Genomic DNA, 24,965 nt, shown 5'->3' with positions numbered 1-24,965 from the left:
GTGGGGTTGGGGGGTTACTTTGGTGGCAACAAATAAATTTCCCTTGATCCAGTCGTGACTAACACTCAAAATTTTGCGGGATGGCGGCGATTTTTCTACGGACTCCGTACCCGAATCATTATGTGGTACGTAGTGCTTATGACTTGCTCTACAACTATTACTGTTTTTGCTGTGCGTCAGGTGCTTTCAGTCAGGTTAGAAGAACGCAGCAAACAAATTTTGGTGCAAGAGGTCACAGAGTTCCGGCAATTATTAGAAGGATACCGCGAATTTGGTTGTTGTGAAGTCGATAGTTTATTTGATGATTTCCTCTCCCGGAATATTCCTGTAGATGGTGAATTTTTGGTAACTTTTATTGACGGTAAATTTTACAAAGCTAGTCCTACAGCTTTACCGGATGCACTGATACGGGATAAGAAATTACTCAAACGTTGGTCTAGATTAACAAAACCAGAAAAAGGTGAAAAATTTACTCCTAAAGATAATATTAGATATTTTGTTCAACCCGTTAATATTGATGGTCAAAAGCCAGGAGTTTTTGTTGTCATACACTCTACAGAGAGCGAGTTGCGAAAGCTAAATGAAGTTACAGTTGTGATGGTGTTGGTAACATTAATGGTGTTGGTTGTTGCTTCTGTGGTAATTTGGGCGGTAGGGGGAAGGGTATTAAGACCTTTGCGGTTATTAACTGCAACTGCACATTCAATTAGTGGTTCTAATGTCGGGGAAAGAATAGCGGTGCAAGGTGAGGATGATATTGCTGAATTGACTATTACTTTTAATGCGATGTTGGATAGATTGGAGGCAGCTTTTACTAGTCAACGCAATTTTATTAATGATGCAGGTCATGAATTAAGAACACCAATTACAATTATTCGCGGTCATTTAGAATTATTAGGGGACGATCCTGAAGAACAAAAGGAAACTTTAGCGATCGTCACTGATGAATTGGACAGAATGAGTCGGTTAGTGAATGATTTGTTGTTATTGGCAAAGGCGGAAAGACCAGATTTTTTAAATTTAGAAACTGTTGATGTTGAGGTGTTTACTGAGGAGTTGTTTGCGAAGGCGAAAGCTTTGGGCGATCGCCATTGGCAAATCGAATCTCAAGCTTTGTGTCGAATTATAGCCGATCGCCAACGACTAACTCAAGCGATGATGAATTTAGCTCAAAATGCTGTCCAACATACTAAGCGAGAAGATGCAATTATTTTAGGTTCTGCGGTTAAAAATAACGAAGTTTATTTCTGGGTACGCGATACTGGGGAAGGTATTCCTCCAGCAGAACAAAAGCGAATTTTTGAAAGGTTTGCTAGGGTGGCGAATAGTCGCAGACGATCGGAAGGTTACGGTTTAGGTTTGGCAATTGTTAAGGCAATTGTGGAGGCTCATGAAGGAAGAGTAGAATTACAAAGTGAGTTGGGTAAAGGTGCAATTTTCATGTTGATTTTACCGATTCAATTTAGTTCTAATCTCAAATAATAATAGTAATTTGCTAAATGAGGGAAAAATTTATGAAGATGACTCAGGCTAAACGCTTCACTTTAGAAGAATACCACAAACTCACAGAAATTGGCTTTTTTCATGAGGACGATCGCATTGAGTTAATCAGAGGAGAAATTATTGAAATGGCAGCAAAGGGTACGGCTCACGAAACTTGTATTTCAAAATTGCTTCGAGAATTAGTTAGACTGTTAGGAGATGCAGCAACTCTTCGTTGTCAATCTCCCATCTTACTACTAAACAGCAGCGAACCAGAACCAGATTTTGCGATCGTAAAAAACACTACAGACGAATATTTATCTGCTCACCCTGAACCAAGCGATGTGTTGCTGATTATTGAAATTTCCGACTCTACTTTAAATTACGATCGAGATGTCAAATTACCTCTATATGCTGAGGTGGGTATTCCCGATTATTGGATTTTTAATTTATTCGATAATCAATTAGAAGCTCATAGCGAACCTTTTCAGAATAGTCAAGGAAATTTTGGATATAAAATCAGGCGAATTGTTTTACCAAATGGAGCGATCGCATTACCTTGTTTTCCTGATTTATCTTTGGATTTAAGTAGGGTGTTTCCGCCAAAGTAGAAGTAGCCAACTTCAGCTTTGAACTTATCGTTAATTCTACTGAGGAAACTTAGCCTATGAGAATGACATAATAGCCTTAAGTAAAATTTCAGTTTATAGCAATGGCTATCAGCAATCACGAAAGAATTGGCAAAGCTCTCAATCTTTTATGTCAGGGATTGTATCCTTATGTTGAACGTCAAATGCGGACAGTTCATAATGATTGGGTAAAAGTTGCAGTATCCAATTTACCAGAGCATCAAACCTCAAAGCGTGACATAGGAGATATTCTACGTGAAGATGTTTCTGCGGTGTTAATGATTATGTCAAAGCAGTGGGAAAGCGTCTTCAAAAAAAAGCTCGGTCATGCTGAACGTTCTTTGGTGGGAGAACTGATCGAAGTCCGTAACAAATGGGCACATCAAACTCGCTTTTCTACAGATGATACTTATCGCGCCCTTGACAGTATTACCCGACTCCTCAAAGCTGTTTCTGCACCCCAGATAGATAGTGTAGAAAAACAGAAACAAGAAGTTTTGAAAATTCTATCTCAAGAACAAACTCGTCAAGAAACCAGGCGTTTTTCTATTGAAGAAACCAGGGTTAGAGAAAAGTTAGCAGAACTTCTCCAAAAACTACCGTTCCAGGATGCCTGTCTCTTAAATCTTGCTCTTACCCACCGTTCATATCTTTACGAAAACCCTAAACAAGTAAGGGATGACAACGAACGACTGGAATTTCTGGGGGATGCTGTACTAAATTTTTTATGTAGTGATTTTCTTTATAATCTTGATTCAGAAATTAATGAAGGTGATCTCACCCGTCTGCGTTCCAAGTTAGTAGATGAGGAACAGTTAGCAAAATTTGCCCAAATTTTGGATTTAGGTAAATGGATGCGCTTAGGCAGGGGTGCTATTGCAGATAGAGGATATACAAATTATTTGTTATTAAGTAACACTTTTGAAGCGATTGTTGGTGGATATTTCCTTGATTCCGGGATTGAAGCAGTTCGGGCTTTTTTGGAACCATTGTTTACTGACGCTGTTCAAGAACTAGTTACTTTTCAATGTGACACAAACTCGTCTCATCTCGTAGACCCTAAAAATCGATTTCAGCAGTGGGTACAGTTAAACGTTGGCCCAATTATCCCCAAATATTCCACAATTAGAGAAGATGGGCCAGCACACGCTAAAGAGTTTACTGTTCAAGTGTATGTGAATGGCAAAGTTTATGGCAAAGGTACGGGTCGCAGCAAAAAAGATGCTGAGAAACGTGCGGCGGAGGCGGCGCTGGAAAAATTGGGGTTTGCTGAAAATTATGAATAGAATTCTCATCGCTGAAGACGAACCGCGAATTGCGTCTTTTTTGGAGAAAGGTTTAAAGGCTAATGGCTTTACTACTGTAATAGTAGATGATGGACAAGCCGCAGCTAGAATGGCTGATAGTAAAGATTTTGATTTGTTAATTCTGGATTTGGGTTTACCAGGGAAAGATGGTTTAGAAGTTTTAGAAGAGTTGCGGGGAAGGGGTGAAACTCTTCCGGTAATTATTCTGACGGCGCGTGATGATGTGGTTGATAAGGTGGCGGGGTTAGAAGGTGGCGCGGATGATTATGTGACTAAACCTTTCCGGTTTGAGGAGTTGTTGGCGAGAGTGCGCGTTAGGTTGCGCGATCGCACCACTTTTGCCAAAAAAGATGATTTAATATTACAAGTTGGGGATATTTTGTTAGATTTGCGTTCCCGAAAAGTAACTGTAGACGATCGCCACGTCGAATTATCCGCCCGTGAATTTATCTTGGCAGAAACTTTCTTACGTCATCCCGGACAAGTTTTAACTCGAGAACAACTGTTAAGTCGCGTTTGGGGTTACGATTATGACCCAAATTCTAATATTGTCGATGTTTATGTCGGTTATCTTCGCAAAAAATTAGGCAGTGACAAAATTGAAACGGTTCGGGGAATGGGGTATCGCTTCTCTACTTGAATTTTTCGCAGAATTTAAGCAATTTACACGATATTGAGGTGTTTCAGAGCTATAATCTTTAAATATAAGGAAATTTTGGCTTTTCTGACGCACCCTACAAAGTTTTCTCTAGCAATAGTTTAGGTTGTTTGGTGATAAATTTCATGAGAACTTTCTCATGTAGTTCTCATATATATCTTAAAAACCAAGCGCAAAATTAAAGATGATAGCCGATCGGAGAGGGCTACTCTGAGAGGGAAATCTATCATCACTACCAAAATGTCAGCATTGCTGATGATGGCTAGAGCAAAATATCGAAGCGCAAAGGCAGACTTCGTTTTTGCTTATGTAATCTTAAGTTTGACCATGAAAAAGTAAATGCAAGCGTACATGGACAAATAACTAGTTTACTAGTACTCCACCAAAAATGTTTTCAGCCGTTGACAAGTAACAGGGAAAAACCCTGTTTTTTTGTTGTTTAGTACTTAAGAAGTTTCTCATTTCAGTTTCATATAAGCTTTAATGCCAGATTTGAAGCTATTTATAAAGCTTTAAAGAGGGCAGTATGTTGGCGATCGATAAACAGGAATTACTTCAACAACAGTGGCATAGTTTACCAGAAGATAAAATATTCTATTTATTAGATACAGACTTAGAAAATGGTTTAAGTAATGAAAAAGTAGTTACAAGACAAGCTGAATATGGGCTAAATCAACTAACTGCGAAGAAAGGAAAACCTGCTTGGTTAAAGTTTATTTTGCAGTTTAATCAACCCCTATTAATTATTTTATTAAGTGCGGGGGCAATTAAAGCAATTCTTGGTGAATGGATAAATGCGGGAGTAATTTGGGGGGTTACAACTACTAACGCGATAATTAGCTTTGTGCAAGAGTCGAAGGCGGAGGGTGCGATCGCCGCATTAGCTTCCGCCGTAAAAACCGAAGCTACTGTAATTCGGGATGGGAAAAAACTCCGCATTTCCTCAGAAGAATTAGTTCCTGGTGACATTGTTTTACTTACATCTGGTGATAAAGTTCCGGCTGATTTGCGTTTACTGAAAATCAGGGATTTACAAATTGATGAATCAGCTTTAACTGGGGAATCTGTAGCTGTAGAAAAGGAAGTTTCCGAAATACTTTTACCACCCGAAACTCCTTTAGCCGAACGGGACAACATGGCTTATGCAGGCGGTTTTGTTACCTTTGGGCAAGGAACTGGTGTAGTTATCGCTACTGGAAATAACACCGAAACTGGCAAGATTTCCCAATTATTAGATGAACGAGTTCACCTGACTACACCTTTAACTCGCAAGTTCAATCAATTTAGCCAAAATTGGTTGTTTTTTGTGTTGTTTATGGCAACTTTAACCTTTGCAGTTGGGTTAGGGCAAAGAAGTTTTAATGATGCAGTAGAAGCAGCAGTTGCTTTAATTGTTGGCGCAATTCCTGAAGGTTTACCAGCAGTAATTACCGTAACATTAGCGGTTGGAGTAAACCGAATGGCGAGTCGTCATGCCATTGTGAGGAAAATGCCAGCAGTGGAAACTTTGGGTGGCGCAACTGTCATTTGTTCGGATAAAACGGGAACTTTAACTGAAAATCAAATGACAGTGCAAGGAGTTTTGGTTGGAGGTTTACCCTTCACTGTTTCTGGAAGAGGTTACAATCCAGATGGGAAAATTCTGTTGAATCAACAACCAGTTGATTTAAAGAAAAATCCCACTTTGGAAGAATGTTTGAAAGCTGGTTTGTTATGTAATGACTCGCATTTAGAACAGAAAAATGGTAATTGGGTAGTAGTTGGAGATCCAACTGAAGGGGCGTTAATTAGTGCTGGGGCGAAAGCAGGAATGATTCAGCAAGCTGTGGAAAAATTGTATCCGCGCTTAGATTCGATTCCCTTTGAATCGCAGTTTCAATATATGGCAACGCTGCATAAAAACCGCACTGGAAATGTGATTTTTATTAAAGGTTCAGCAGAGTCAATTCTCAAGCGTTGTACTTCAGCGTTAGATGCAGAAGGAAATGAAACTTCTGTAAATCAGGAACTTATTGAACAGCGAGTTAATGACTTAGCGAAAAATGGTTTGCGGGTGCTAGCTTTTGCTAAAAAACCTGTGCCAACAACTCAAGAAAAGGTGGATCATCCAGATATTGAAACGGGGTTAATTTTTATTGGTTTGCAAGGGATGATCGATCCGCCTCGCCCGGAAGCGATCGCAGCTGTTCACGCTTGTCAAGGTGCCGGAATTCAAGTAAAAATGATTACTGGCGATCACATTACTACCGCCCAAGCGATCGCCCGCAGAATGGGATTTCGCAAAAATAAAAAAGTGATTGCTTACACGGGTGCCCAACTTGCAGAAATGAGCAATTCGGAACTAGCAAATGCGGTAGAAGAAGGTAGTGTATTTGCCCGTGTTGCACCCGAACAAAAGCTGCGAATTGTTGAAGCTTTGCAATCAAAAGGTGAGATTGTCGCTATGACAGGAGATGGGGTAAATGATGCCCCCGCTTTGAAGCAAGCAGACATCGGTATTGCGATGGGAAGTGGTACGGAAGTGGCAAAAGAAGCATCAGATATGATATTAACTGATGATAACTTTGCCTCGATCGGATCTGCGGTTGAAGAAGGGCGATCGGTTTATAAAAACCTCCTGAAAGCAATTTGCTTTATCCTCCCGGTGAATGGTGGGGAATCAATGACAATTTTAATTAGTACTTTGTTGGGTAGAGAATTGCCCATTTTATCGCTACAAATTCTCTGGCTAAATATGCTCAACTCCATCACAATGACTGTGCCTTTATCCTTTGAACCAAAGTCAGTAGGTGTGATGAAAAGCCCACCACGTCCGGTTAATGAACCTTTCTTGACGGTAAATCGAATTAAGCGAATTTTGGCAATTTCTCTCTACAACTGGACGCTGATTTTTGGTATGTTTGAATGGGTACGTCAAGCACCTTGGGGTAGTATAGAATTAGCTCGGACTATGGCAATTCAATCGTTAGTAATGGGACGAATATTTTATCTACTCAGTATTAGTCAATTAGTGCCTTCTTTGATGGCTAAATTCAATGGATCGAAGGAAAAGGTTAGCGGTGCGCCTGCTTTAGCTGCTGGGATTATCGTCGCTGTAATTTTGCAAATTATCTTCGCCAATTCTGAGTTTATCAACAATGTATTTAAGACTGCACCAATGAATTTAGATCAATGGTTGATTTGTTTGGGCGTGAGTTTACCAATGATTGCGATCGCTGCCTTTGTCAACCGCTTCGATCCACCAAACTAATGAGTACGTTGTTGCGCTTGGGCGCTATTATCCTAGAGGTAATAGCGCCCAAGCGCAACAACGTACATTTCTATCTTAATGGAGCAATTCATCTCCCGTTACAGCGAAGCTGTAACGGGAGATGAATTGCGACCAATATAAAATTGAGCGTAGCGAATCATTGTTTTGGAAGTTCAAAGGTTCTCAACGTAATTCTTTAATTGCTCAACCGTGACACCACCACAACTAGCCACAAAATACGCACCAGTCCAAAAATAAGGCTTGTTGTAGAAGTATTTTTTAGCCAACCAAGGGAACTCTTTGCGGATTAATCTACTACTCACTGTTTTGATATTTCCGATTAGTGTTGAAAGCGGTTTATCTGGTTTGTAGTCAATTAGTAGATACTGCTGGACAAGCAGAAATTCAAGCTTGTGGAGAAACAGTAAGACTCGCTGGTACTTGTACCAAAAAGCGTGTTTCTGAGAAGCAAGAATCTCCCGCTACACCGCTGGAGCGGTTAGCGGTGAGAGTGTCAATTCTCAACTCGTAAGCTAGCGCAAGGGATAGTATCAAACAAAATTTCCTTGCCCTTATTGCCAGTGTAAATTTCTAGCTGGGCTTTTTCTTCTCCGACAAATAACAATTTTTCACTAGGAAAAACTATACGCTCTAACTTAGAGTTTGGGTTATTTTCAAGGCGAATAATTTGCATTTCTGTACTATCATTGGTATAAAAGCACAAAAGTTCTTCGACTGTATTTGCTAACGTTGCTTCAAAAGTTTCTATCATATTTTTTGGCACAAAAAAAGGTGAAAAGAGTATTTAAACACCCTATAGCTAACCTAACAACTTGGCTGTGAACCCAGAATCTAGCTAGGGATAGAGGTCAATATTGAATTAAACAGTAACCAGGCATACAATCCCGGAAAACATAAAGATTCTTAATTTAAATCATCCAGCTTTAGAATGATTGTTTTTGTTTGATTTAATACCAAAGGTAGACTTGCATTCTGTCAACTGCAATGCTAAAATTCGGAAGATTTGAGTAAGTCAGCCTAATCTAAGGCTAGTAAGCCTGGAGCGGAGGAACCAAATTTTGGGGCGCATTTCTGCCATTTTTTGTGAGGAGATAGGCAGAGAAGGATAACTCTCATTCCTAGCCCGTCAGCTAACTTCGTAGGCAACGAGAGGAGACTGAAGAGTTAGAAATTTTTTTAGTTTTCTGAACTCATCAGTGTTCTTGGCTGGTACTGCTCAGTAATTTTGTACCCGCTTGTGACACTATGGCTATAAATTTAAATCTGTCTGCGATCGCAGTCGCTGGACAGGCAGCTTGGCGACGCGCTAAACCGATCGTCGTGCGAGATGTGGTTTTACTGCCTGCCCTTGGATTTCTCGGCGTAATTATTTTATGGTGGATTGTGGCACTTTTCAACCGTGAATTAATGCCCACTCCACCGGAAGCATTGGTGGCGAATTTAGATTACATACTCAATCCTTTTTATCAGCGTGGCCCCGGAAATTTGGGGATTGGTTGGTTATTATTGGCAAGTTTAAGACGGGTATTGTGGGGATTTTTATTAGGTGCAGTAGTGGCGATTCCTTTGGGTTTTTTAATCGGAATGTCTAAGTCTGCAATGTTAGCCCTCAATCCGTTGATTCAGATTTTTAAACCTGTATCGCCTTTAGCTTGGCTACCGATCGCTTTAGCTATCTTCAACTTGGCAGATCCATCAGCGATTTTTGTGATTTTCATTACCTCTTTGTGGCCGACAATTATTAACACTGCCTTGGGAGTTTCTAGCGTTTCTAAAGATTATATTGATGTGGCAAGAGTGCTAGAAATGAACCGTTGGCGACGGATTACTAAGATTATTTTGCCAGCAAGTTTGCCCTACATTTTTACCGGATTGCGAATCAGTTTAGGGATTGCTTGGCTGGTAATTGTGGCAGTGGAAATGCTCACAGGTGGAGTTGGTATTGGCTTCTTTGTCTGGGATGAATGGAGTCGGTTAAACCTGAGTTCTGTGTTTCTCGCAGTGTTAGTAATTGGTGTAACAGGACTACTCCTAGATTTCGCATTGAGCAAAATTCAGGAATTAGTTACGCATCGTCCTAGAACGGCAAATTAGTCATTGGTCATTAGTCATTGGTCATTAGTCATTGGTCATTAGTCATTGGTTTTTATCATGACTCAAAAATTCTCACAAATGACAAATGACAAATAACAAATAACAAATAACAAATCAATTAATTATCGGTGGAGTTGAGTTATGGGTAACACCGAAAAGTTCTCATGGAATCGCAGAGATTTTCTGTTGGGAATGGGTGCGACTGCTGCGGGAATGGCGTTGTCTTCTTGTGCAATTTCGGGCGATCGATCTGCGAAAGGATTAACCGAAGAAGCATTAGCAGTTCAACCAGTTGTCGATCCTAAAAGCTTAGAAAAACCAAATATTACGGTTGGGTATGTTCCCGTAAATGATTGTGCGCCATTTGCGATCGCTTGGAAAAAAGGTTTCTTTCGCAAATATGGTTTAAACGTCACCCTCAACCGCGAAGCTAGTTGGGCAACTTCCCGCGACGGCATTATTTTTGGCAGACTTGACGCTTCACCTGTGGTATCTGGTGCGGTAACTAATGCCAGAATTGGTGCAGAAGGCGCACGTCACGCCCCACTTTGCGCCGCAATGACAATTCATCGTCACGGAAACGCGATGACAATGAATCGATCGATGTGGGATTTTGGCATTCGTCCTTGGCGCGATTATAACGGTGACTTGCAAACATTTGGACGAGATTTTCGCAGATATTTTGAAAGTCAATCTGCCGAAAATAAAGTTTGGGCTGTGGTGTTAAGTTCTGCGATTTACGAATACTTTGTTCGCTATTTATCGGCAGCTGCGGGAGTAAATCCTCTGGCAGAATTTCGGATTATTATTGTACCCCCACCGCAGATGGTGACTAATGTGAGAATTGGGGCAATGCAAGCTTACATGGTAGCGGAACCTTGGAATACTAGGGCAATTAAAGGTAACGAAGGAGTCGGTTTTAGTTTTGCTCAAGGTAAGGAAATTTGGCAAGGACATCCCGATCGCCTTTTAGGGGTAATGGAATCTTTTATTACCAATTACCCAAAGACTTATCGATCGCTGGTAAAAGCAATGATTGAAGCTTGTCAATATTGCAGTAAACCGGAAAATCGCCAGGAAGTTGCTCAATTAATTACAGACCGATCTTTTACGGGGGCGAAACCTAAAAAGGGACCGATCGATAAATTTACCAGACCCGCAATTGTGGGCGATTATAATTACGGCGGTTTTGATGATAAACAGCGAATTGTCAACTCAGAAGATACAACAATTTTCTTCGATTTACCTGCTAATCTTGCCCGAATTACCGGAGATCATTCAACCTTTTTGTGGCAGTCAGAAAGTATTTGGTTAATGACTCAAGCAGCACGTTGGGGACAGATAAAAGAGTTTCCCAAAAACGCCGAACAATTAGCCCGTAAAGGTTGGAAAACCGACCTCTATCGGGAGATAGCAACAGAAATGGGAATTCAATGTCCCCAGGAAGATTACAAGGTTGAGCCAGCCGCTGTATTTATAGACAATAAAGAATTCAACCCCAGCGATCCGGTTGGTTATCTCAATAGTTTTGACATTCGAGCTAACAGTCCAACTAACATTTTCATGTCCTAATTAATCAATTTCAGGAGCATCCAATGGTTAGGTCTAACTCTGTTTACAGCAATGCTTACGAACCTTCTTTATCCGATTATGGATTTTTAGAAATTAGCAATTTAGTTAAGTCTTACCCCACTGCCGATCGCGGTGAATTTGTCGTACTTAATGGGGTGAATTTAACAGTCGGAGAAGATGAATTTATTTCGGTAATTGGACACTCTGGTTGTGGCAAATCAACCTTACTAAAAATAGTTGCTGGTTTGGAAAGAGGAACATCTGGATCGGTGCGAATGGAAGGGAGAGAAATTCGCAAACCAGGTAGCGATCGCATGATGATTTTTCAACATTATGGACTGCTTCCTTGGTTAACTGTACGGGAAAATATTCGTTTAGCAGTGGATGAAGTCCTGAAAGATGCAAAAAGGTCTGAAAAGATTAGCATCGTCAACGAACATCTGGCAATGGTGAATTTAACTGCCGCAGCAGATAAATATCCTGATGAAATTTCTGGGGGAATGAAACAGAGAGTTGGTATTGCAAGAGCTTTAGCTACTCGCCCTAAAATGTTACTGATGGATGAACCTTTTGGAGCCCTTGACGCTCTAACTAAAAGTAAGTTACAAAAGCAGGTACTTGATATCTGGGAAAACCACAAACAAGCGGTAATGATGATTACCCATGATGTGGATGAAGCGATTTATATGTCCGATCGCATCGTTTTGATGACTAATGGCCCTGCTGCTACAATAGGAGAGGTTTTGGAGGTACCATTTCCCCACCCACGTAATCGACAAGAAATCCGCGAAACAAAGGAATATTTTGAACTGCGAAATCACGCCTTAAACTTTTTGGATCGTTATTTCACCCAAGACGAGTAGAAATTCATTACGAGAGGTAAAGCTGGTGAATATCAAACCAATGTTAGTCCGCTTTCAAAGCGCAGTTGGTCGAGATGATTTGGTTGAGCAAATGATATTGCTGCCAGGGAGAAAGTCTTCAGCTGCATCAACAACTAAATCTGATAATTCCTTAACTTTTGTTGTTGGTTATAGCGGTTCTCCCAGCAGTCATACAGCTTTAGATATTAGCCTGTTGATGGCTCATCAAACTAGTTTGGCAACAAACAAACAAGTGAGTGTAAAAATTGTCTATGTGATTGATAACGAAGGAAACAGTAAGTTAAAAAACTTTACTAGTAATTACACAATTTGTAGTAATTCCTGGAAATTTCCTACAGAGTCAGTATTAAAATCTGTCACCACTGAGTTAGCTAAACCAAAAATTCAGGCTTTGGCAATGAGCGATCGGCAAACAACCACAAAATCTCGCCCGATACCAATCACTTGTTCCCGAACTTCTATCTTTGAGAAAGCAGACCAAATTTTATGGCAAGCGCGTTATTTAGTAGAAGAATGGGGAGATGATTTCATCGCGCATTTACGCATCGGTTCTGTAGCTGAAGAATTGGCAAAAGTTGTGGAATCTGAAGCAGCGGATTTACTATTTTTAGGTTGTCACTCTACCAAGCACCTCCTTGTGCATAAACTCGGTGCTAAATTCCGTTGTCCTGTGCTAGGAATTCCCGATTCTATTAACGCAAGTTGCTAAATTATATAATTGTACGTTGTTGCGCTTTAGCGCTCTTATCCTAGTTTTACTAAGAGCGCTAAAGCGCAACAACATACTGTTAAGACAGAGGTAATTTATGGAAAACTGGCAAGCTATAGTTGCCACCGCATCATTTGTCGGTGTAATTTTCTTAGTTATGACAGAGTGGATGCACCTAACAATTGCTGCATTTTTAGGTGCATTGATACTAGTATTATTTAATGTCATGACTTTAACAGAAGCCATTGGATATATCAGCCAGAGTCACGGTACTTTGGGTTTATTCTTTGGCGTTATGGTATTAGTAAGAGCCTTTGAACCCACGAAGGTTTTTGATTATTTAGCTACGCAAATAGTGGTATTAGCTAAAGGTAGAGGAAATCGTTTGTTGTTGGGTATTGTTGCTATTACTACTCCTATTTGTGCCGTTTTACCAAACGCTACCACAGTAATGTTACTAGCACCTTTAGTGCCACCAATGGCACAGGAAGTAGGAGTAGATTTTGTTCCTTTGTTAATTTTAATGGTGTTCATTGCTAATAGTGCAGGATTATTAACTCTTGTTGGCGATCCAGCAACTTTTATTGTGGGTGATGCGGTAAATATTAGCTTTACAGATTACCTAACTCGCCTAAGTTTAGGTGGTGTAATTGCTGTACTTACAGTAGTAGCAACCTTGCCATTTTTATTCCGTAAAATTTGGCAAAAAAAGTTAGATAATTTAGAACAATTACCGCACCCACAAATTAATCATCCCCGCATTTTAGCTGTGGGAAGTTTGATTATAGCTTTTGTATTAATATTTTTCGTAATTGGGGAAAGTTTACCAATTCCCCTTTCTCCTGCTACAGTTGCCTTGTTGGGTGCGGCTTTAGCTTTGCTACTTTCTCACCATAGCAAAATAGATACTGTCAATAACATCTTGCGAGATGTAGATTGGAGTACGTTGATATTTTTCATGTGTATCTTTGTTTTAATTGGAGGATTGGAAAAAACCGGAGTTGTGAGCAGTTTATCAGGAGTATTAGCAGTAGTTTTAGGCAAAAATATTGCTCTTGGTTCAATAGTTATTTTGTTTTTAGTCGGTCTACTTTCTAGCGTTGTGCCTAACATTCCTTTAGTAGTGGCAATGGTACCATTACTGAAACAATATGTAGTTAATGTGGGTTTAGCTGCGCCAGAAGTGTTGTCACAAAATTTTACTGGACAATTTCCTAGCGAAGTTTTGCCGTTATTTTATGCGATGATGTTTGGCGCAACTTTAGGGGGAAATGGTACTTTAGTTGGCGCTTCTTCTAATATTGTGGCTGCGGGAATTTCGGAATTACATGGTCGTCGCATTTCTTTTAAAAGGTTTTTACATTATGGCATTCCGGTGATGATGTTACAGTTAATTGCGGCGAGTTTGTATGTAATTATCCGATTTTTGATTTAAGTCTAAATAAGAAGTGTCTTGGATATCTTTAGGGTTAACATCAGGAGGGAAAATAAATAGTTCTTTTCCCTGTTTTTTGGCTTTGCGATGGAGAGCGATCGCATCCCCTAATTGATGAAACATAATCGGAACCCATTGCCCTTGATAATAGTAAACAACTACCCTACTTTTGGCATACTCCTTTGTTGGTAATGAATTGTGCCAAGGAAATTTCACCTCACCTTACCTCATTAATCTACCTCCTACACAACAATTTTTATTAATTTACAACTGTAATAAAACTATCAACAGTTATATGACTTGCAGAGGATATAAATTCTCAAAATTACAACCCCAACTCGATCGGGATTTTTAGGATTTATGGATTACACGATAGACCAAATAAGCCAAAAAACTGACGACTTATATAATTTAGTCGTCAGTAAAAGAGAGGAGGTTAGATTTTAATGAGTCTATGAAAACAGGACACGCCGCAAATGTAACTTAGTATCCAACAAAGTGGAGTACGTCACGCAATACGCTGTATCCGGCTAAATCCCAGAGTAAATATGCTAAAAAGCCAATCATAGCTAAACGACCATTCCACAGTTCGGCTTGAGGATTCCAGCCAAACAAGAAAGCGTTACGGTCTTTACCGTTATAAGCGGTAGCTACGGGTGGTAAATCGGTAGGAGTGCGAGTTTCCATGCTTAACAGTCCTTAACAATTGCTTACACACTCATAGTAGCGATCGCAAAATACCAAGTAGTCTGTCTTTAGATACAGAGATTAGACTATCTCAAGGTCGATCTTAAAGAGTTATTTCTTAATAGAAAACTCTATCTATAGAAAGTGAGAAAATAGAAAGTTTATCACCTGGTATTTGAATTTACAATTTGTTGATTAAAGGTTAAGCATTTTGTCTCTATATTCACTTCCGATATAAAATTTCAGACCTGAGAGAGATGCTTTTGATACTGGTATTCAGCGAATCTAAGCGATATGACATAAGTTTTTGCTAAAGTATAAAGCTTTTAGCTGTGTCATCTAAAATTCGATGTAATAGCATTCATAAGAAGAGGTAAATTATCTATGATTGAATTTTTGAATATGCAGCCCGGATTAAATAAGCTGCCATTTTGGTTGGCTCAAATAGTAGTACCAGTTAGACCTACTCAACCAGTAGTTGCCCCAGAAAGAGCAGCATTGGTATTTTCCGGGCCACAATTTTTTGCAGCTTTAATTTCTGGAGTATTAATTGCTTTTGCTTTTCAATTTCTATTAACCAACTTTGGCGTAGCTTATTTATTAGGTCGGGAAACAGATTCCGATTCCGATCGCCGTCGTAATGATGATTCTGACAGCTTAGGCACTACAGTTAAGAAAATTAGTTGGTGGCTGGGATTAGCCACATTAATAACTGTCAGTTTAGCAGTGCTAATTGCTAGTTTCTTAGCAGTTAAATTAAGCCTAGTTACTAGCCCAGTTTTGGGAGCAATTATTGGCTTAACAATTTGGGGAGCTTACTTATTATTACTGGTTTGGGCTAGTTCTAGTGCGGTAGGTTCTTTAATTGGTTCAGTAATTAATACTGCGACTTCTGGTTTTCAATCAATTGTCGGTACTGCTGCTGCTGCTTTAGGTGCAAAAGCTGCTTCTAATCAAGTAGTTTCCACCGCAGAAGCCGCTGCTGCTGCGGTGGGGAGACAAATTGGGAATGCGATCGATCCAATCACCATAAGAGAAAATTTGGAAGATTATTTGCAAACCTTACGTCCGCCAGAATTAGATATCCCAAAACTGCGCCGGGAATTTGAAAATGCACTCAACGATCCAAGATTAGCAGCGCTCGCAGGTAGCGAAGGATTAAGCAGAATTAACCGTCAAACTTTTGTAGATTTGGTGGGAAATAATACAGCACTTTCTAAGCGAGATGTTAATCGGATTGTCGATACATTAGAAGATTCTTGGAAACAAACAGTTAATAGATTAAATCCCCAACGTGATGTCATGGGTGAATTAATCAATTATCTGAAATCTGCTCAAACTAATGAATTGCGATCGCCAGAGTTAAACGCCAAACTTGACACATTAATTGATGAAATGCGTCAACAGAAGCAAAGTACTCAAGAACAAACTGAAAAAACTCCCGGTTTCATGCAGCAAGCAGTGCAATATGGCATGAACACCGCAATGGGAGTATTATTAGGCAGAACCGACCTTTCAGATTTGGATATTGAAGCCATTTTGAATCGGTTAAAAAACGCTAGAGATCAAGTTGCCAGTGGCGCAAGTCAAATTACTTCTCAGGTAAGAGACAACGTTCCCGGACTTCCTCCCAGCACACCTAATACTATTAGGTTGGATGTGGAAAATTACTTGTTAAATTCCTATCCCTGGCACCTTAATCGGGAAACAATTAACCACGAATTTAGACAGGTAATTTACGATCCTGAAGCCGATCCGGGTGCAGTGCGTCGTCAATTGGAAAGATTGAGTCGATCGGACTTTTTGAATTTACTGCAACAAAGAGATGATATCACTCCCGTTCGCAGAAATGAAATTGCCGATCAATTAGAAGCAATTCGTCTGGAAGTTCTTACCCAAGTGCAAACAGCAGAGGGAACAGAACAAAATCAAGATGTCCGTACCAGAGTAGAAAATTACCTGCGAAATACTGGGAAAGATGAGTTAAATCCAGAAGGAATTAAGCGCGATTTCCGCACTTTAATTGACGATCCGCAAGCGGGATACGATCAATTACGCGATCGCCTTTCTCACTTCGATCGCGATACCTTTGTGCAACTCCTCAGTCAGCGACGAGATATTACGCCAGAGGAAGCAGAAAGAATTGTTAGTGATTTAGAAAATACCCGTAATGGTGTACTTTCTCAAGCACAAAAAGTTCAAGATCAAGCTAAGGCGCAAGCGGAAGCATTGTGGCTGAATTTGGAATCTTATTTGCGGAATACTGGTAAGGAAGAATTGAATCCTGACTCGATCAAACGCGAGTTAACTATTCTGTTAAGTAATCCCAATGCTGCATTACCTTTAATTCGTGCTAGATTGTCACGTTTCGATCGCGATACGCTGGTAAAATTGCTCAGTCAACGTCGAGATTTGAGCGAAGAACAAGCCAATCAAATTATCGATCAAGTGCAGTCTATTTGGAGTGGTGTAACTCATGCACCGCAAATCGCAGCAGATAAAACTAAAGAACAATACGATCGCGTCACAACTGCGATCGCAGATTATCTGCGAAATACTGGCAAAGATGAGCTCAATCCCGAAGGCATCAGAAGGGATTTGCAGACACTATTTGCTAATCCGAAAGAAGGATCGATCGCACTACGCGAAAGATTATCTCAAGTCGATCGAGATACACTCGTAAAATTGCTCAGTCAACGTCAAGATTTGAGCGAAGAACAAGTAAATCAAGTTATCGATCAAATCCAAGATAATATTCGCAGCATTATCAGAGCACCGCGCCGATTAGCACAAAGAACTCAAGCCAGAATTCAAGATTTTCAAGATACTTTGGAAGATTACTTGCGGAACACTGGCAAAGATGCTTTAAATCCCGAAGGTATCAAGCGAGATTTCTCTTTGTTGCTGCACGATCCGCGCACCGGAATCGATAGTTTAGGCGATCGCATTTCTCGGATCGATCGCGACACCTTAATTAGATTGTTGTCGCAACGTCCCGATATTTCGGAAGCGGAAGCCACCAGAATTGTCGATCAAATTATCTCCGTTCGCGATCAGTTTGTCGAACAAGTGCGGAGTATTCAACGCCGGATTCAAGATGTGATTGATGGCATTTTTGCTCGCATTCGCAACTATTTAAACTCGCTCGATCGTCCAGAACTCAACTACGACGGTATCAAGCGAGATGTGCGGAAATTGTTTGACGACCCGCAAGCTGGATTTGATGCGATTCGCGATCGACTAGGACACTTTAACCGCGATACCGCAGTCGCCATCCTCAGTTCCCGCGAAGATATCAGCGAAGCCGACGCTAACCGCATTATCGACCAAATTGAAGGCGCACGTAACACCGTCCTGCAACGCGCTGAACGCATCCAACTAGAAGCGCAACGCCGCGTCGAAGACGTGAAGCGACAAGCCGCCAAAAGCGCCGAAGAAACCCGCAAAGCCGCCCGCAACGCCGCTTGGTGGCTATTCGGCACCGCCTTTGTTTCCGCCATTTGCGCCGCTGTAGCTGGCTTCATCGCCGTTCCCTCTCTCTAGCAGAGGAGCACAGGAGAAGATGAAATCAATTTTCTCCTCTTTACCAAAAAACCAATTTGAATAAGTAAATGCCTCTCCCAAAGAGAGGCATTTTTATTAGTTATAGGACTTACGCAAAGCCTCTATTTGTAGGGTGCGTTAGTGTTAACGTAACGTACCATTTCTCGTTCTATGGTTCAACCATAGAACAAGGGAGAGGTAAGAGGCGGAGCCTCTGTTTCTCGTTGCCTGGTTGAACCTGGCAACGAGGGAGAGGGAGGTTCTACCTGCAAAAGTGGAGCAAAATCTGAGTTTCTCGTTGCCCTGTCTTCACTATATTGTTGCTGAGAGAATAGCCTCTTATCTGTCCTTTGATAGATGATTCCTTCAGGTATTAATTTTAAATTGAGGAGTTTTTCGGTTGTAAGCAGTGAAACACTGATTTCTTTCTGTATCTTACATCGCAGGTAAACTAGCTATCTTCAATTAATTTGATATTAAATCCGGGAGATTTCCAGAGAAATTGGGAAAATATTTAGATAATTATTTGCGATGTAAACTACTACTTTTATTTAGAGTTAAATAGATTTAAGTCACAACCTATTAGTGAGCTAGATCACACAAATTTTGGGTCTTCAAATCAATAATTGTTTCGTCATATAAGTATAATTTCGGGTGTATGATGGGAAGAAGGCTGCATCACAGCTATGAAGAAGATGACAGTTATCAGATAACGCAACCGAAAGAATTAGAATTGAGCCAAAAAACTCATAATCAAACTGCGGAAAACGCTAACCTAGAATATAAAAACCTTATTTATCGGCACCAGCAGATGAAAGAAGTAGTTAACGATCGAAAAAAGGTGCCTGTTTTTCCGCAGCCAAATATTTTAGCTAACCAAAAAGGGATGTTGCTTCCTCAGTCTACTTTAGAAGAATTAAAGCTGTACACCTCTCAAATTGAATGGAATTGTCCCGTAGGGGAAGCAGTGAAAATTTTTAAGGCTAATGCTATACTTCCGGGAGTAATTATTACTCAAGATCGTCAGTTTGTCGGGATAATTTCCCGCAGGCTCTTTTTTGAATATATGAGTCGTCCTCATAGTTGGCAGTTATTTTCTAAATTTCCCATTAATGCCATTTACCAGTTAATTAAAAAACCGACTATAATCTTACCAATTAATACTCCGATCGTAGAAGCTGCCAAGCAGAGTTTACAACGATCGCCAGAATTACTTTACGAACCTATAGCTGTGGAAAACGAACAAGGCGAATACCAAATATTAGATGTACATAATTTAATGACAGCACAATCAGAAATTCATGAATCATTAACAGCAGCACTTATGCAAGCTGAAATTAAGTATCGTTGTATTTATGAAAATGCTGTCGATGGAATTTTTCAAACTACACTTGATGGTCAATATATAAGTGTTAATCCTGCCCTAGCACGTATCTATGGCTACAACTCCCCAGAGGAAATGATTCACAGCATCACTAATATTGATAGACAACTTTATATTGAGCCTAATCGCCGTAAGGAATTTGTAGCTGCTATAGAAAAAAATGGGTCAGTATCACAGTTTGAATCGCAAGTTTATCGCCGAGATGGTAGCATTATTTGGATTTCGGAAAATGCCCGTGCCGTCTATAACGAAAAAGGCAGTTTGCTTTATTACGAAGGTACAGTTGAAGACATTACAGAACGTAAACAAGCCGAAGTAGCTTTGCGTCACTCAGAAGCTAAACTGAGAAAACAAGCAACTGAATTAGCAACAACTTTGCACCAACTCAAACAAACCCAAGCGAAATTAATTCAAACCGAAAAAATGTCAACTTTGGGGCAATTATTAGCTGGTGTAGCTCATGAAATTAACAACCCAGTCAACTCGATTTCTAATAATTTACCTTGTCTGACTCAATGCGTGCAAGGTTTATTAGAATTATTAGCTATTTACGAGCAAATTCTTAGCGAAGAAACACCAGAAATAATTGCTAAAAAATCCGAAATAGAGTTTGATTACATCCAAGAAGATTTACCACGAATTATGTCAGCAATGTCGGCTAGCTCGGAACGCATTCGGGAAATTGCTTTGAGTTTACGCAACTTTTCCCGCATGGATGAAGGGAAAAAGAAGTTGGCAGATATTCACCAAGGAATTGATAGTACACTGTTAATCTTACATCATCGGCTGAAAGCAAAAGGCGAGTTTCCAGAAATTCAAATTATTAAAAATTACGGGGAATTACCTCATGTTAAATGTGCCTTGGGGCAGCTTAGCCAAGTATTTATCAATTTAATAGGTAACTCCATTGATGCTTTAGAAAAAAGAATCAAACAAAACGATCCAAATTTACCAGCACCAACAATTTGGATCGGTACAGAAGTTGTCGATAAAAACAGAGTAAGAATTTGCATTGCTGATAATGGGCAAGGTATAGCTGAAGAAAACTTGCCCCAACTGTTTGAACCATTTTATACTACCAAACCCGTAGGTAAAGGCACAGGTTTGGGGTTATCTATTAGTAAGCAAATTATCACCGAAAAACATGGTGGAAAAATAGAATGTCACTCGAAATTAGGCGAAGGTGCAAAGTTTTTAATTGAGCTACCCATCAGCCAATCTGAATAATTTGCTGAGTATAACCCCTCTATAAAATATTTCGTATGTGAATAATTAAAGTAGAGAGAATGTTAAAAAAACCTTAAGAAAATGGGGTGAATTTAGCAAAAGGAAACATTTTAAAATTTAGTGATAAACGGCTGTATAGTCGGCTGTTAGAGCATTTGAGACTACCTCTATCTATTTTTTTTTTGCAAAATAAACTTTGCTAGCACATCTACCAATAGTTAGTTTTTAAGTGAAAAAATACAATTTATATTGTTTGTAAGGCTAAGTCGATTAAGCTAACCAGAATTATGAACGTTGATATTTTCACCAGGCAAGTAGAAACAGTCAATAGCAGACTACATCAACTTTTTCGAGATGCTGGCGTTGGTTCATCACAATCACAGATGTTAGCCCAAGCCTTAAAAGAACTGGGAGTGATTTCCGAAGAATTACAAGTAGCTGTAGATGAACTAATGATTCAAAATGAAGAACTTGCTGCCACAAGGATGAGGATAGAGGCAGAAAGGCAGCGGTATGAAAATTTGTTTGATTTTACACCCGATGCTCAGGTAGTCACTGATTTAGGGGGAACGATCCGAGAGGCTAATCGTGCAGCTTGCAAGTTTTTTAATGTACCGCAGAGGTTTTTACTTGGGAAACCTTTAGTAGTTTTCGTTGTCGAATCAGACCGTTTGAGATTTCGTAGCGAACTGAATAAATTACAAAATCAAGACCGCATTCAAGAAATAGAAGTGAGCATTCAGCCGCGTAACGGGGAAAAGTTTGACGCAGCTTTGCGGTTAGCACCTTTGTTCGATCATCTTGGTAATTTAATCGAATTGCGTTGGTTGTTGCGCGATATTTCTCAAGAAAAGCGATCGCTTAACCATATACCAGCCAATTATAGTGATATCCAATTCGATCGCCGTTCCTTTATATACAACAGAGGAGAAGTTATTCCTCTATCCAAGGACGTAATTTGGCTAGTCACAGAAGGATTAGTCAAACTAACCACAATAACCGAAAATGGCGAAGAAGTGTTGATTGGATTTGCTGGACGAGAAATGGTTTTTGGTTCCAGTCTCACCTCATTACAAGCTTACCAAGCAACTGCTTTATCCAAAACAGTGGAATTAGTTTCTATTTCTTTATCAGATGTTAATAATTATCCCAACTTATGCCAAAGTTTATTTCCTAAAATCAGTCAGAGATTGAAACAAACAGAAACAATGTTAGCAATTTCCGGTCAAAAATTAGTCAAGGACCGATTGCGTAATCTTTTACGACTTTTACAACAAGAATTTGGTGAACCCGTAGCCGAAGGAATACGCTTAAGCGTGCGTTTAATCCATGAAGATTTGGCTAGTGCTTGCTGTACCACCAGAGTTACTGTCACCCGCTTACTTAGTATGTTGCAACAACAAGGAGAAATCACCTTTGACTGTAAATCGCATATTATAATTAAGAATCCTAACTTTTAACTGGTCATTTGTCCTTTGTCATTTGTCAATTGCTAACCTGTTTACCATTGACGAATGACCAATGACCAATGACCAATGACCAACGATCGATGTCAACTATGAAAATTGCGGAATTAATCAATTGGTGGGAAAATTGGGCTAACCCTGCATGGCAAGAAAATTGGGATAATTGCGGTTGGCAAATTGAACCAGGAGTTTTAGATGCACCAGCAAGGGTTTTGATATGTTTAACTCCAACTTTGGCGGTGATGGAAGAAGCTATTTCGCTGCGTAACCAAGGTATTGATATTAATTTAATTTTCGCTCATCATCCATTAATTTTCAGTCCATTAAAATCAATTCGCAGCGGAAACCCAATTTCGGAAATGGTGAGATTAGCTTTTACTCATCAAATTGGTGTTTATACTGCTCATACAAATTTCGATCAAGTTAATGATGGCACAGCTGATGTTTTGGCGCAAATTTTAGAGTTAAAAGAAGTAACTCCCATTACGCCAACTCAAGAAGGATTAGGTTACGGAAGAGTAGGAAATTTATCACCAAGTTTAACGTTGCAAGAGTTACTGTCGCAAATTAAAACTCGCCTTTCGCCGCCAGATTTAATCTTTTCCCCTGGGGTAGATTTGCAGCAAAATATTAGCAGAGTCGCGGTTTTAGGCGGTTCGGGTGCGAGTTTTATTTCTGCTGTGGTGAAAACAGGGGCGCAAGTTTATTTAACTTCGGATTGCAAGTTTCATCAATTTCAAGAAGCACGCGATCGCAATTTAATATTAATCGATGCTGGACATTATGCCACAGAAAGACCAGCTTGCGATCGCTTAGTGCAAAAATTCCAAAACTTAGGCGTAGAATGGGTGAAACTGAGTGAAAAGGATGAAGATTTTCGCTGGTTTTACGGAGTTTGAAACAACCAAGCCCGCACCCGTTCGATCGTAATCTCATCTAAAAATATCCAACCCCATTCTGCCTTTAACTGTGGGCGCTTGTGCGGTGTAACAATCACCATTGTATCCGCAATCAAACTCAATTGATAAAGTAGCAAAGGTAAACGGGATTGGGAGACTAAATGCAAAGCAAAACTGCACACAATTAAACTGTAGTTTCTGCCCGTTAAAACACCAGCCGCAATATCCTCAAAAGTATAAATTTCTGCCTGTTTACCTGTGCGTTCAAAATAAGCGTTATAAGTATAAGGATCGATCCCATCAATATTAGTCACACCCAAACTTTGCATAGCCAGAGTAACTTCGCCACTCCCACAAGCCAAATCTAAAACTTGCTGACAATTTAGTTGCCATTGATTAACAGACTCTTCTATAACCCGCTTAATTATAGCTTCATGCGGGTTTCTATATTCATCACCAAACCTTTCATAAAAACCCTGCACGCTATATTCTTCATATTCTTTTCTAATAGCTTTTCTATTCATAAACTCGATGAAAAAACAGCGATTTGATAATCTACCAAAAGGCAGAGGAGAAGCCCATCAATAATTTATAGACTTTGTAGGGCATCGACTTATCTCAAAATGGAAAATCATGCCCATAAAATCCACTTTAACTTACCTCAGTTTAGTAACAGGAAGCATCCTCACTCTGGCTGCATCTCCCACCCAAGCCGCAGTGATAGAATTTAGCACCGCAGGCATTAAATTTGACCGAGATACTAACGCAAATTTTCAGTTTGTTAGCGCCCAAGGTAGTTATTTGTCAAACTTGGGTGTGTATAATGTAGCGAGTCAAAATTTTACTTCCCTGTTCCAAGAAACCCAACCATTCGACTCGGAAGCTAACGATTTTACCAGCACTTGTGGAACAGGTAGTTCAGCTATTCCTAATTGTAATGCTACCTTTACCTTCCTCAAAGATACGGAATATTCTTTGGCGCTTTTAAGTGAAGGTGAACCTACCGTCTATTCCACCACAGCCTTAAATGATACATCTTTAGGATTTGGCACTCAAGCACAATTTAGTGGAAATAATCCAAATCTTAATCCCGTATTGGTTGCTTTTGAAGACCGTTCTGAAACTCAATTTATTGATTTCAATGACTTTAAAGTTAGGATTTCTACTGATGAAGCAACTACTTCTGTTCCTGAACCTGCAACGATCGCTGGTTTAATCTTAGTTGGTGGAATAATGTTAACAACTCGCTTGCGTCAAATTAACCGCCCTTCTTAGGCTGACAAACGAAATTCCATAAAGGATGGCTTTTCCCTTGTTGGCGAATGCGGAACACTTGTTGTTCTAAGCGTCGTTTTTCTATTGGTGGCATTCCTATTAACATATTGCGGCTTTGCCAAATCATTACTGCCACAGTCATTCCCACGCATAAAGCCAACCCCATCGCAGGTAAGCGATTATATGCTAAACCATATCTAACAGCAACCCAAGTAAAATGTTGTTGTAATAGGGCAATTTCGTCACGCAAAGCCCACAAACTTAAACTACCAACAGTTAGCCACAGAAAAACTACAAATAACCATCTACCATAAACTGTAAGTTCTAATAGTCGTTCTACTTGTGCCGCAAAATTTGGATCGGCTTGGGCATTTATTATTTCTAAGTTATCTTCATCTTTTTTCATCATTCTATTAACTCAAGTAGCTACTTAGGGTACGTTG

The 24,965-nt window shown here is 39.9% G+C and carries 20 protein-coding genes, 2 pseudogenes and 1 riboswitch; of the genes and pseudogenes, 16 read left to right on the top strand and 6 right to left on the bottom strand.

Annotation, left to right across the window (positions count from 1 at the left end):
• The first annotated feature begins 54 nt into the window (after positions 1–54).
• From ACE1CI_RS30300 to ACE1CI_RS30280, 5 genes are all read left to right on the top strand, one after another.
• Complete coding sequence (locus tag ACE1CI_RS30300) at positions 55–1,482, top strand: sensor histidine kinase (protein ID WP_413265219.1); 1,428 nt, start codon at positions 55–57, stop codon at positions 1,480–1,482.
• 32 nt (positions 1,483–1,514) lie between these two features.
• A complete protein-coding gene (locus ACE1CI_RS30295) occupies positions 1,515–2,093 on the top strand; it encodes a Uma2 family endonuclease (RefSeq protein WP_413265220.1) in 579 nt (192 codons plus the stop codon).
• A gap of 101 nt (positions 2,094–2,194) precedes the next feature.
• Complete coding sequence (gene rnc / locus ACE1CI_RS30290; protein ID WP_413265221.1) at positions 2,195–3,397, top strand: ribonuclease III; 1,203 nt, start codon at positions 2,195–2,197, stop codon at positions 3,395–3,397.
• The gene (locus ACE1CI_RS30285) at positions 3,390–4,058 is read left to right on the top strand and encodes a response regulator (RefSeq protein WP_496615928.1); all 669 of its coding nucleotides are present in this window, start codon (positions 3,390–3,392) and stop codon (positions 4,056–4,058) included. Before rnc ends, ACE1CI_RS30285 begins: the two co-directional genes overlap by 8 nt.
• A 544-nt stretch (positions 4,059–4,602) precedes the next feature.
• Entirely contained in the window at positions 4,603–7,326 is a 2,724-nt protein-coding gene (locus ACE1CI_RS30280; protein ID WP_496615927.1) for an HAD-IC family P-type ATPase, read from the top strand.
• A 173-nt stretch (positions 7,327–7,499) separates the two neighbouring features.
• Here ACE1CI_RS30280 and ACE1CI_RS30275 read toward each other — a convergent pair.
• Positions 7,500–7,712 (bottom strand): annotated as a pseudogene (locus ACE1CI_RS30275) (IS200/IS605 family transposase); the annotation flags it as partial.
• On the opposite strand from ACE1CI_RS30275, the pseudogene ACE1CI_RS30270 reads away from it, so the two are divergent.
• Positions 7,709–7,858: pseudogene (locus tag ACE1CI_RS30270) on the top strand (RNA-guided endonuclease TnpB family protein); the annotation flags it as partial. The pseudogenes ACE1CI_RS30275 and ACE1CI_RS30270 sit on opposite strands and share 4 nt — an antisense overlap.
• Here the strand turns inward: ACE1CI_RS30270 and ACE1CI_RS30265 are convergent.
• On the bottom strand, positions 7,841–8,098 hold the full coding sequence (locus ACE1CI_RS30265) for a DUF1830 domain-containing protein (RefSeq protein ID WP_413268307.1): 258 nt from the start codon (positions 8,096–8,098) through the stop codon (positions 7,841–7,843). The pseudogene ACE1CI_RS30270 and the gene ACE1CI_RS30265 sit on opposite strands and share 18 nt — an antisense overlap.
• A gap of 253 nt (positions 8,099–8,351) precedes the next feature.
• A riboswitch (cyclic di-AMP (ydaO/yuaA leader) is annotated at positions 8,352–8,507 on the top strand.
• An 85-nt stretch (positions 8,508–8,592) separates the two neighbouring features.
• On the opposite strand from ACE1CI_RS30265, the gene ntrB reads away from it, so the two are divergent.
• The 5 genes from ntrB to ACE1CI_RS30240 all read left to right on the top strand — a co-directional run bounded on the left by ntrB (position 8,593) and on the right by ACE1CI_RS30240 (position 14,041).
• Positions 8,593–9,441 carry a nitrate ABC transporter permease gene (ntrB, locus tag ACE1CI_RS30260; RefSeq protein WP_413268306.1) on the top strand — a complete coding sequence of 283 codons (849 nt, stop codon included), beginning with the start codon at positions 8,593–8,595 and terminating at the stop codon, positions 9,439–9,441.
• 141 nt (positions 9,442–9,582) lie between these two features.
• Positions 9,583–11,013, top strand: a complete 1,431-nt coding sequence (locus ACE1CI_RS30255; protein WP_413268305.1) for an ABC transporter substrate-binding protein — start codon at positions 9,583–9,585, stop codon at positions 11,011–11,013.
• Positions 11,014–11,036: 23 nt separating this feature from the next.
• On the top strand, positions 11,037–11,876 hold the full coding sequence (locus tag ACE1CI_RS30250) for a nitrate ABC transporter ATP-binding protein (protein WP_496615926.1): 840 nt from the start codon (positions 11,037–11,039) through the stop codon (positions 11,874–11,876).
• 25 nt (positions 11,877–11,901) lie between these two features.
• Complete coding sequence (locus ACE1CI_RS30245; RefSeq protein WP_413268303.1) at positions 11,902–12,606, top strand: universal stress protein; 705 nt, start codon at positions 11,902–11,904, stop codon at positions 12,604–12,606.
• 97 nt (positions 12,607–12,703) lie between these two features.
• Positions 12,704–14,041, top strand: coding sequence for an ArsB/NhaD family transporter (locus ACE1CI_RS30240; RefSeq protein WP_413266611.1), 1,338 nt, complete (start codon positions 12,704–12,706; stop codon positions 14,039–14,041).
• Here ACE1CI_RS30240 and ACE1CI_RS30235 read toward each other — a convergent pair.
• Positions 13,997–14,257: a hypothetical protein gene (locus tag ACE1CI_RS30235; protein WP_413266612.1), complete on the bottom strand. Its 261-nt coding sequence runs from the start codon at positions 14,255–14,257 to the stop codon at positions 13,997–13,999. The genes ACE1CI_RS30240 and ACE1CI_RS30235 overlap by 45 nt on opposite strands.
• Before the next feature lie 267 nt (positions 14,258–14,524).
• The gene (locus ACE1CI_RS30230) at positions 14,525–14,728 is read right to left on the bottom strand and encodes a chlorophyll a/b-binding protein (protein ID WP_413266613.1); all 204 of its coding nucleotides are present in this window, start codon (positions 14,726–14,728) and stop codon (positions 14,525–14,527) included.
• A 384-nt stretch (positions 14,729–15,112) separates the two neighbouring features.
• Between ACE1CI_RS30230 and ACE1CI_RS30225 the strand changes: the two genes are divergently transcribed.
• The 4 genes from ACE1CI_RS30225 to ACE1CI_RS30210 all read left to right on the top strand — a co-directional run bounded on the left by ACE1CI_RS30225 (position 15,113) and on the right by ACE1CI_RS30210 (position 23,247).
• Complete coding sequence (locus tag ACE1CI_RS30225) at positions 15,113–18,271, top strand: MFS transporter (RefSeq protein WP_413266614.1); 3,159 nt, start codon at positions 15,113–15,115, stop codon at positions 18,269–18,271.
• Positions 18,272–18,929: 658 nt separating this feature from the next.
• Complete coding sequence (locus ACE1CI_RS30220; protein ID WP_413266615.1) at positions 18,930–20,882, top strand: ATP-binding protein; 1,953 nt, start codon at positions 18,930–18,932, stop codon at positions 20,880–20,882.
• Between the two features lie 287 nt (positions 20,883–21,169).
• A complete protein-coding gene (locus ACE1CI_RS30215; protein WP_413266616.1) occupies positions 21,170–22,342 on the top strand; it encodes a PAS domain-containing protein in 1,173 nt (390 codons plus the stop codon).
• A 98-nt stretch (positions 22,343–22,440) separates the two neighbouring features.
• Complete coding sequence (locus tag ACE1CI_RS30210; RefSeq protein WP_459564123.1) at positions 22,441–23,247, top strand: Nif3-like dinuclear metal center hexameric protein; 807 nt, start codon at positions 22,441–22,443, stop codon at positions 23,245–23,247.
• Here ACE1CI_RS30210 and ACE1CI_RS30205 read toward each other — a convergent pair.
• Positions 23,235–23,771, bottom strand: coding sequence for a class I SAM-dependent methyltransferase (locus tag ACE1CI_RS30205; protein WP_413266618.1), 537 nt, complete (start codon positions 23,769–23,771; stop codon positions 23,235–23,237). The genes ACE1CI_RS30210 and ACE1CI_RS30205 overlap by 13 nt on opposite strands.
• 109 nt (positions 23,772–23,880) lie before the next feature.
• On the opposite strand from ACE1CI_RS30205, the gene ACE1CI_RS30200 reads away from it, so the two are divergent.
• Complete coding sequence (locus tag ACE1CI_RS30200) at positions 23,881–24,522, top strand: PEP-CTERM sorting domain-containing protein (protein WP_413266619.1); 642 nt, start codon at positions 23,881–23,883, stop codon at positions 24,520–24,522.
• On the opposite strand, the gene ACE1CI_RS30195 is transcribed toward ACE1CI_RS30200, so the two are convergent.
• The gene (locus ACE1CI_RS30195) at positions 24,506–24,931 is read right to left on the bottom strand and encodes a hypothetical protein (RefSeq protein WP_413266620.1); all 426 of its coding nucleotides are present in this window, start codon (positions 24,929–24,931) and stop codon (positions 24,506–24,508) included. The two genes, ACE1CI_RS30200 and ACE1CI_RS30195, sit on opposite strands and share 17 nt — an antisense overlap.
• Positions 24,932–24,965 lie beyond the last annotated feature (34 nt).

The sequence above is a fragment of the Floridaenema flaviceps BLCC-F50 genome, assembly GCF_041929275.2.
GTDB lineage: Bacteria > Cyanobacteriota > Cyanobacteriia > Cyanobacteriales > Aerosakkonemataceae > Floridanema > Floridanema flaviceps.
This window is presented reverse-complemented; position numbering and strand designations above follow the sequence as displayed.

What these genes read in the sequence shown, in the direction of transcription:
- ACE1CI_RS30205 (WP_413266618.1), bottom strand. Translation starts at nt 23,771, where the DNA reads ATGAATAGAAAAGCTATTAGAAAAGAATATGAAGAATATAGCGTGCAG.
- ACE1CI_RS30195 (WP_413266620.1), bottom strand. Translation starts at nt 24,931, where the DNA reads ATGATGAAAAAAGATGAAGATAACTTAGAAATAATAAATGCCCAAGCC.
- ACE1CI_RS30250 (WP_496615926.1), top strand. Translation starts at nt 11,037, where the DNA reads ATGGTTAGGTCTAACTCTGTTTACAGCAATGCTTACGAACCTTCTTTA.
- ACE1CI_RS30255 (WP_413268305.1), top strand. Translation starts at nt 9,583, where the DNA reads ATGGGTAACACCGAAAAGTTCTCATGGAATCGCAGAGATTTTCTGTTG.
- ACE1CI_RS30265 (WP_413268307.1), bottom strand. Translation starts at nt 8,098, where the DNA reads ATGATAGAAACTTTTGAAGCAACGTTAGCAAATACAGTCGAAGAACTT.
- ACE1CI_RS30220 (WP_413266615.1), top strand. Translation starts at nt 18,930, where the DNA reads ATGATGGGAAGAAGGCTGCATCACAGCTATGAAGAAGATGACAGTTAT.
- ACE1CI_RS30240 (WP_413266611.1), top strand. Translation starts at nt 12,704, where the DNA reads ATGGAAAACTGGCAAGCTATAGTTGCCACCGCATCATTTGTCGGTGTA.
- ACE1CI_RS30200 (WP_413266619.1), top strand. Translation starts at nt 23,881, where the DNA reads ATGCCCATAAAATCCACTTTAACTTACCTCAGTTTAGTAACAGGAAGC.
- ACE1CI_RS30210 (WP_459564123.1), top strand. Translation starts at nt 22,441, where the DNA reads ATGAAAATTGCGGAATTAATCAATTGGTGGGAAAATTGGGCTAACCCT.
- rnc (WP_413265221.1), top strand. Translation starts at nt 2,195, where the DNA reads ATGGCTATCAGCAATCACGAAAGAATTGGCAAAGCTCTCAATCTTTTA.
- ACE1CI_RS30285 (WP_496615928.1), top strand. Translation starts at nt 3,390, where the DNA reads ATGAATAGAATTCTCATCGCTGAAGACGAACCGCGAATTGCGTCTTTT.
- ntrB (WP_413268306.1), top strand. Translation starts at nt 8,593, where the DNA reads ATGGCTATAAATTTAAATCTGTCTGCGATCGCAGTCGCTGGACAGGCA.
- ACE1CI_RS30215 (WP_413266616.1), top strand. Translation starts at nt 21,170, where the DNA reads ATGAACGTTGATATTTTCACCAGGCAAGTAGAAACAGTCAATAGCAGA.
- ACE1CI_RS30225 (WP_413266614.1), top strand. Translation starts at nt 15,113, where the DNA reads ATGATTGAATTTTTGAATATGCAGCCCGGATTAAATAAGCTGCCATTT.
- ACE1CI_RS30280 (WP_496615927.1), top strand. Translation starts at nt 4,603, where the DNA reads ATGTTGGCGATCGATAAACAGGAATTACTTCAACAACAGTGGCATAGT.
- ACE1CI_RS30230 (WP_413266613.1), bottom strand. Translation starts at nt 14,728, where the DNA reads ATGGAAACTCGCACTCCTACCGATTTACCACCCGTAGCTACCGCTTAT.
- ACE1CI_RS30295 (WP_413265220.1), top strand. Translation starts at nt 1,515, where the DNA reads ATGAAGATGACTCAGGCTAAACGCTTCACTTTAGAAGAATACCACAAA.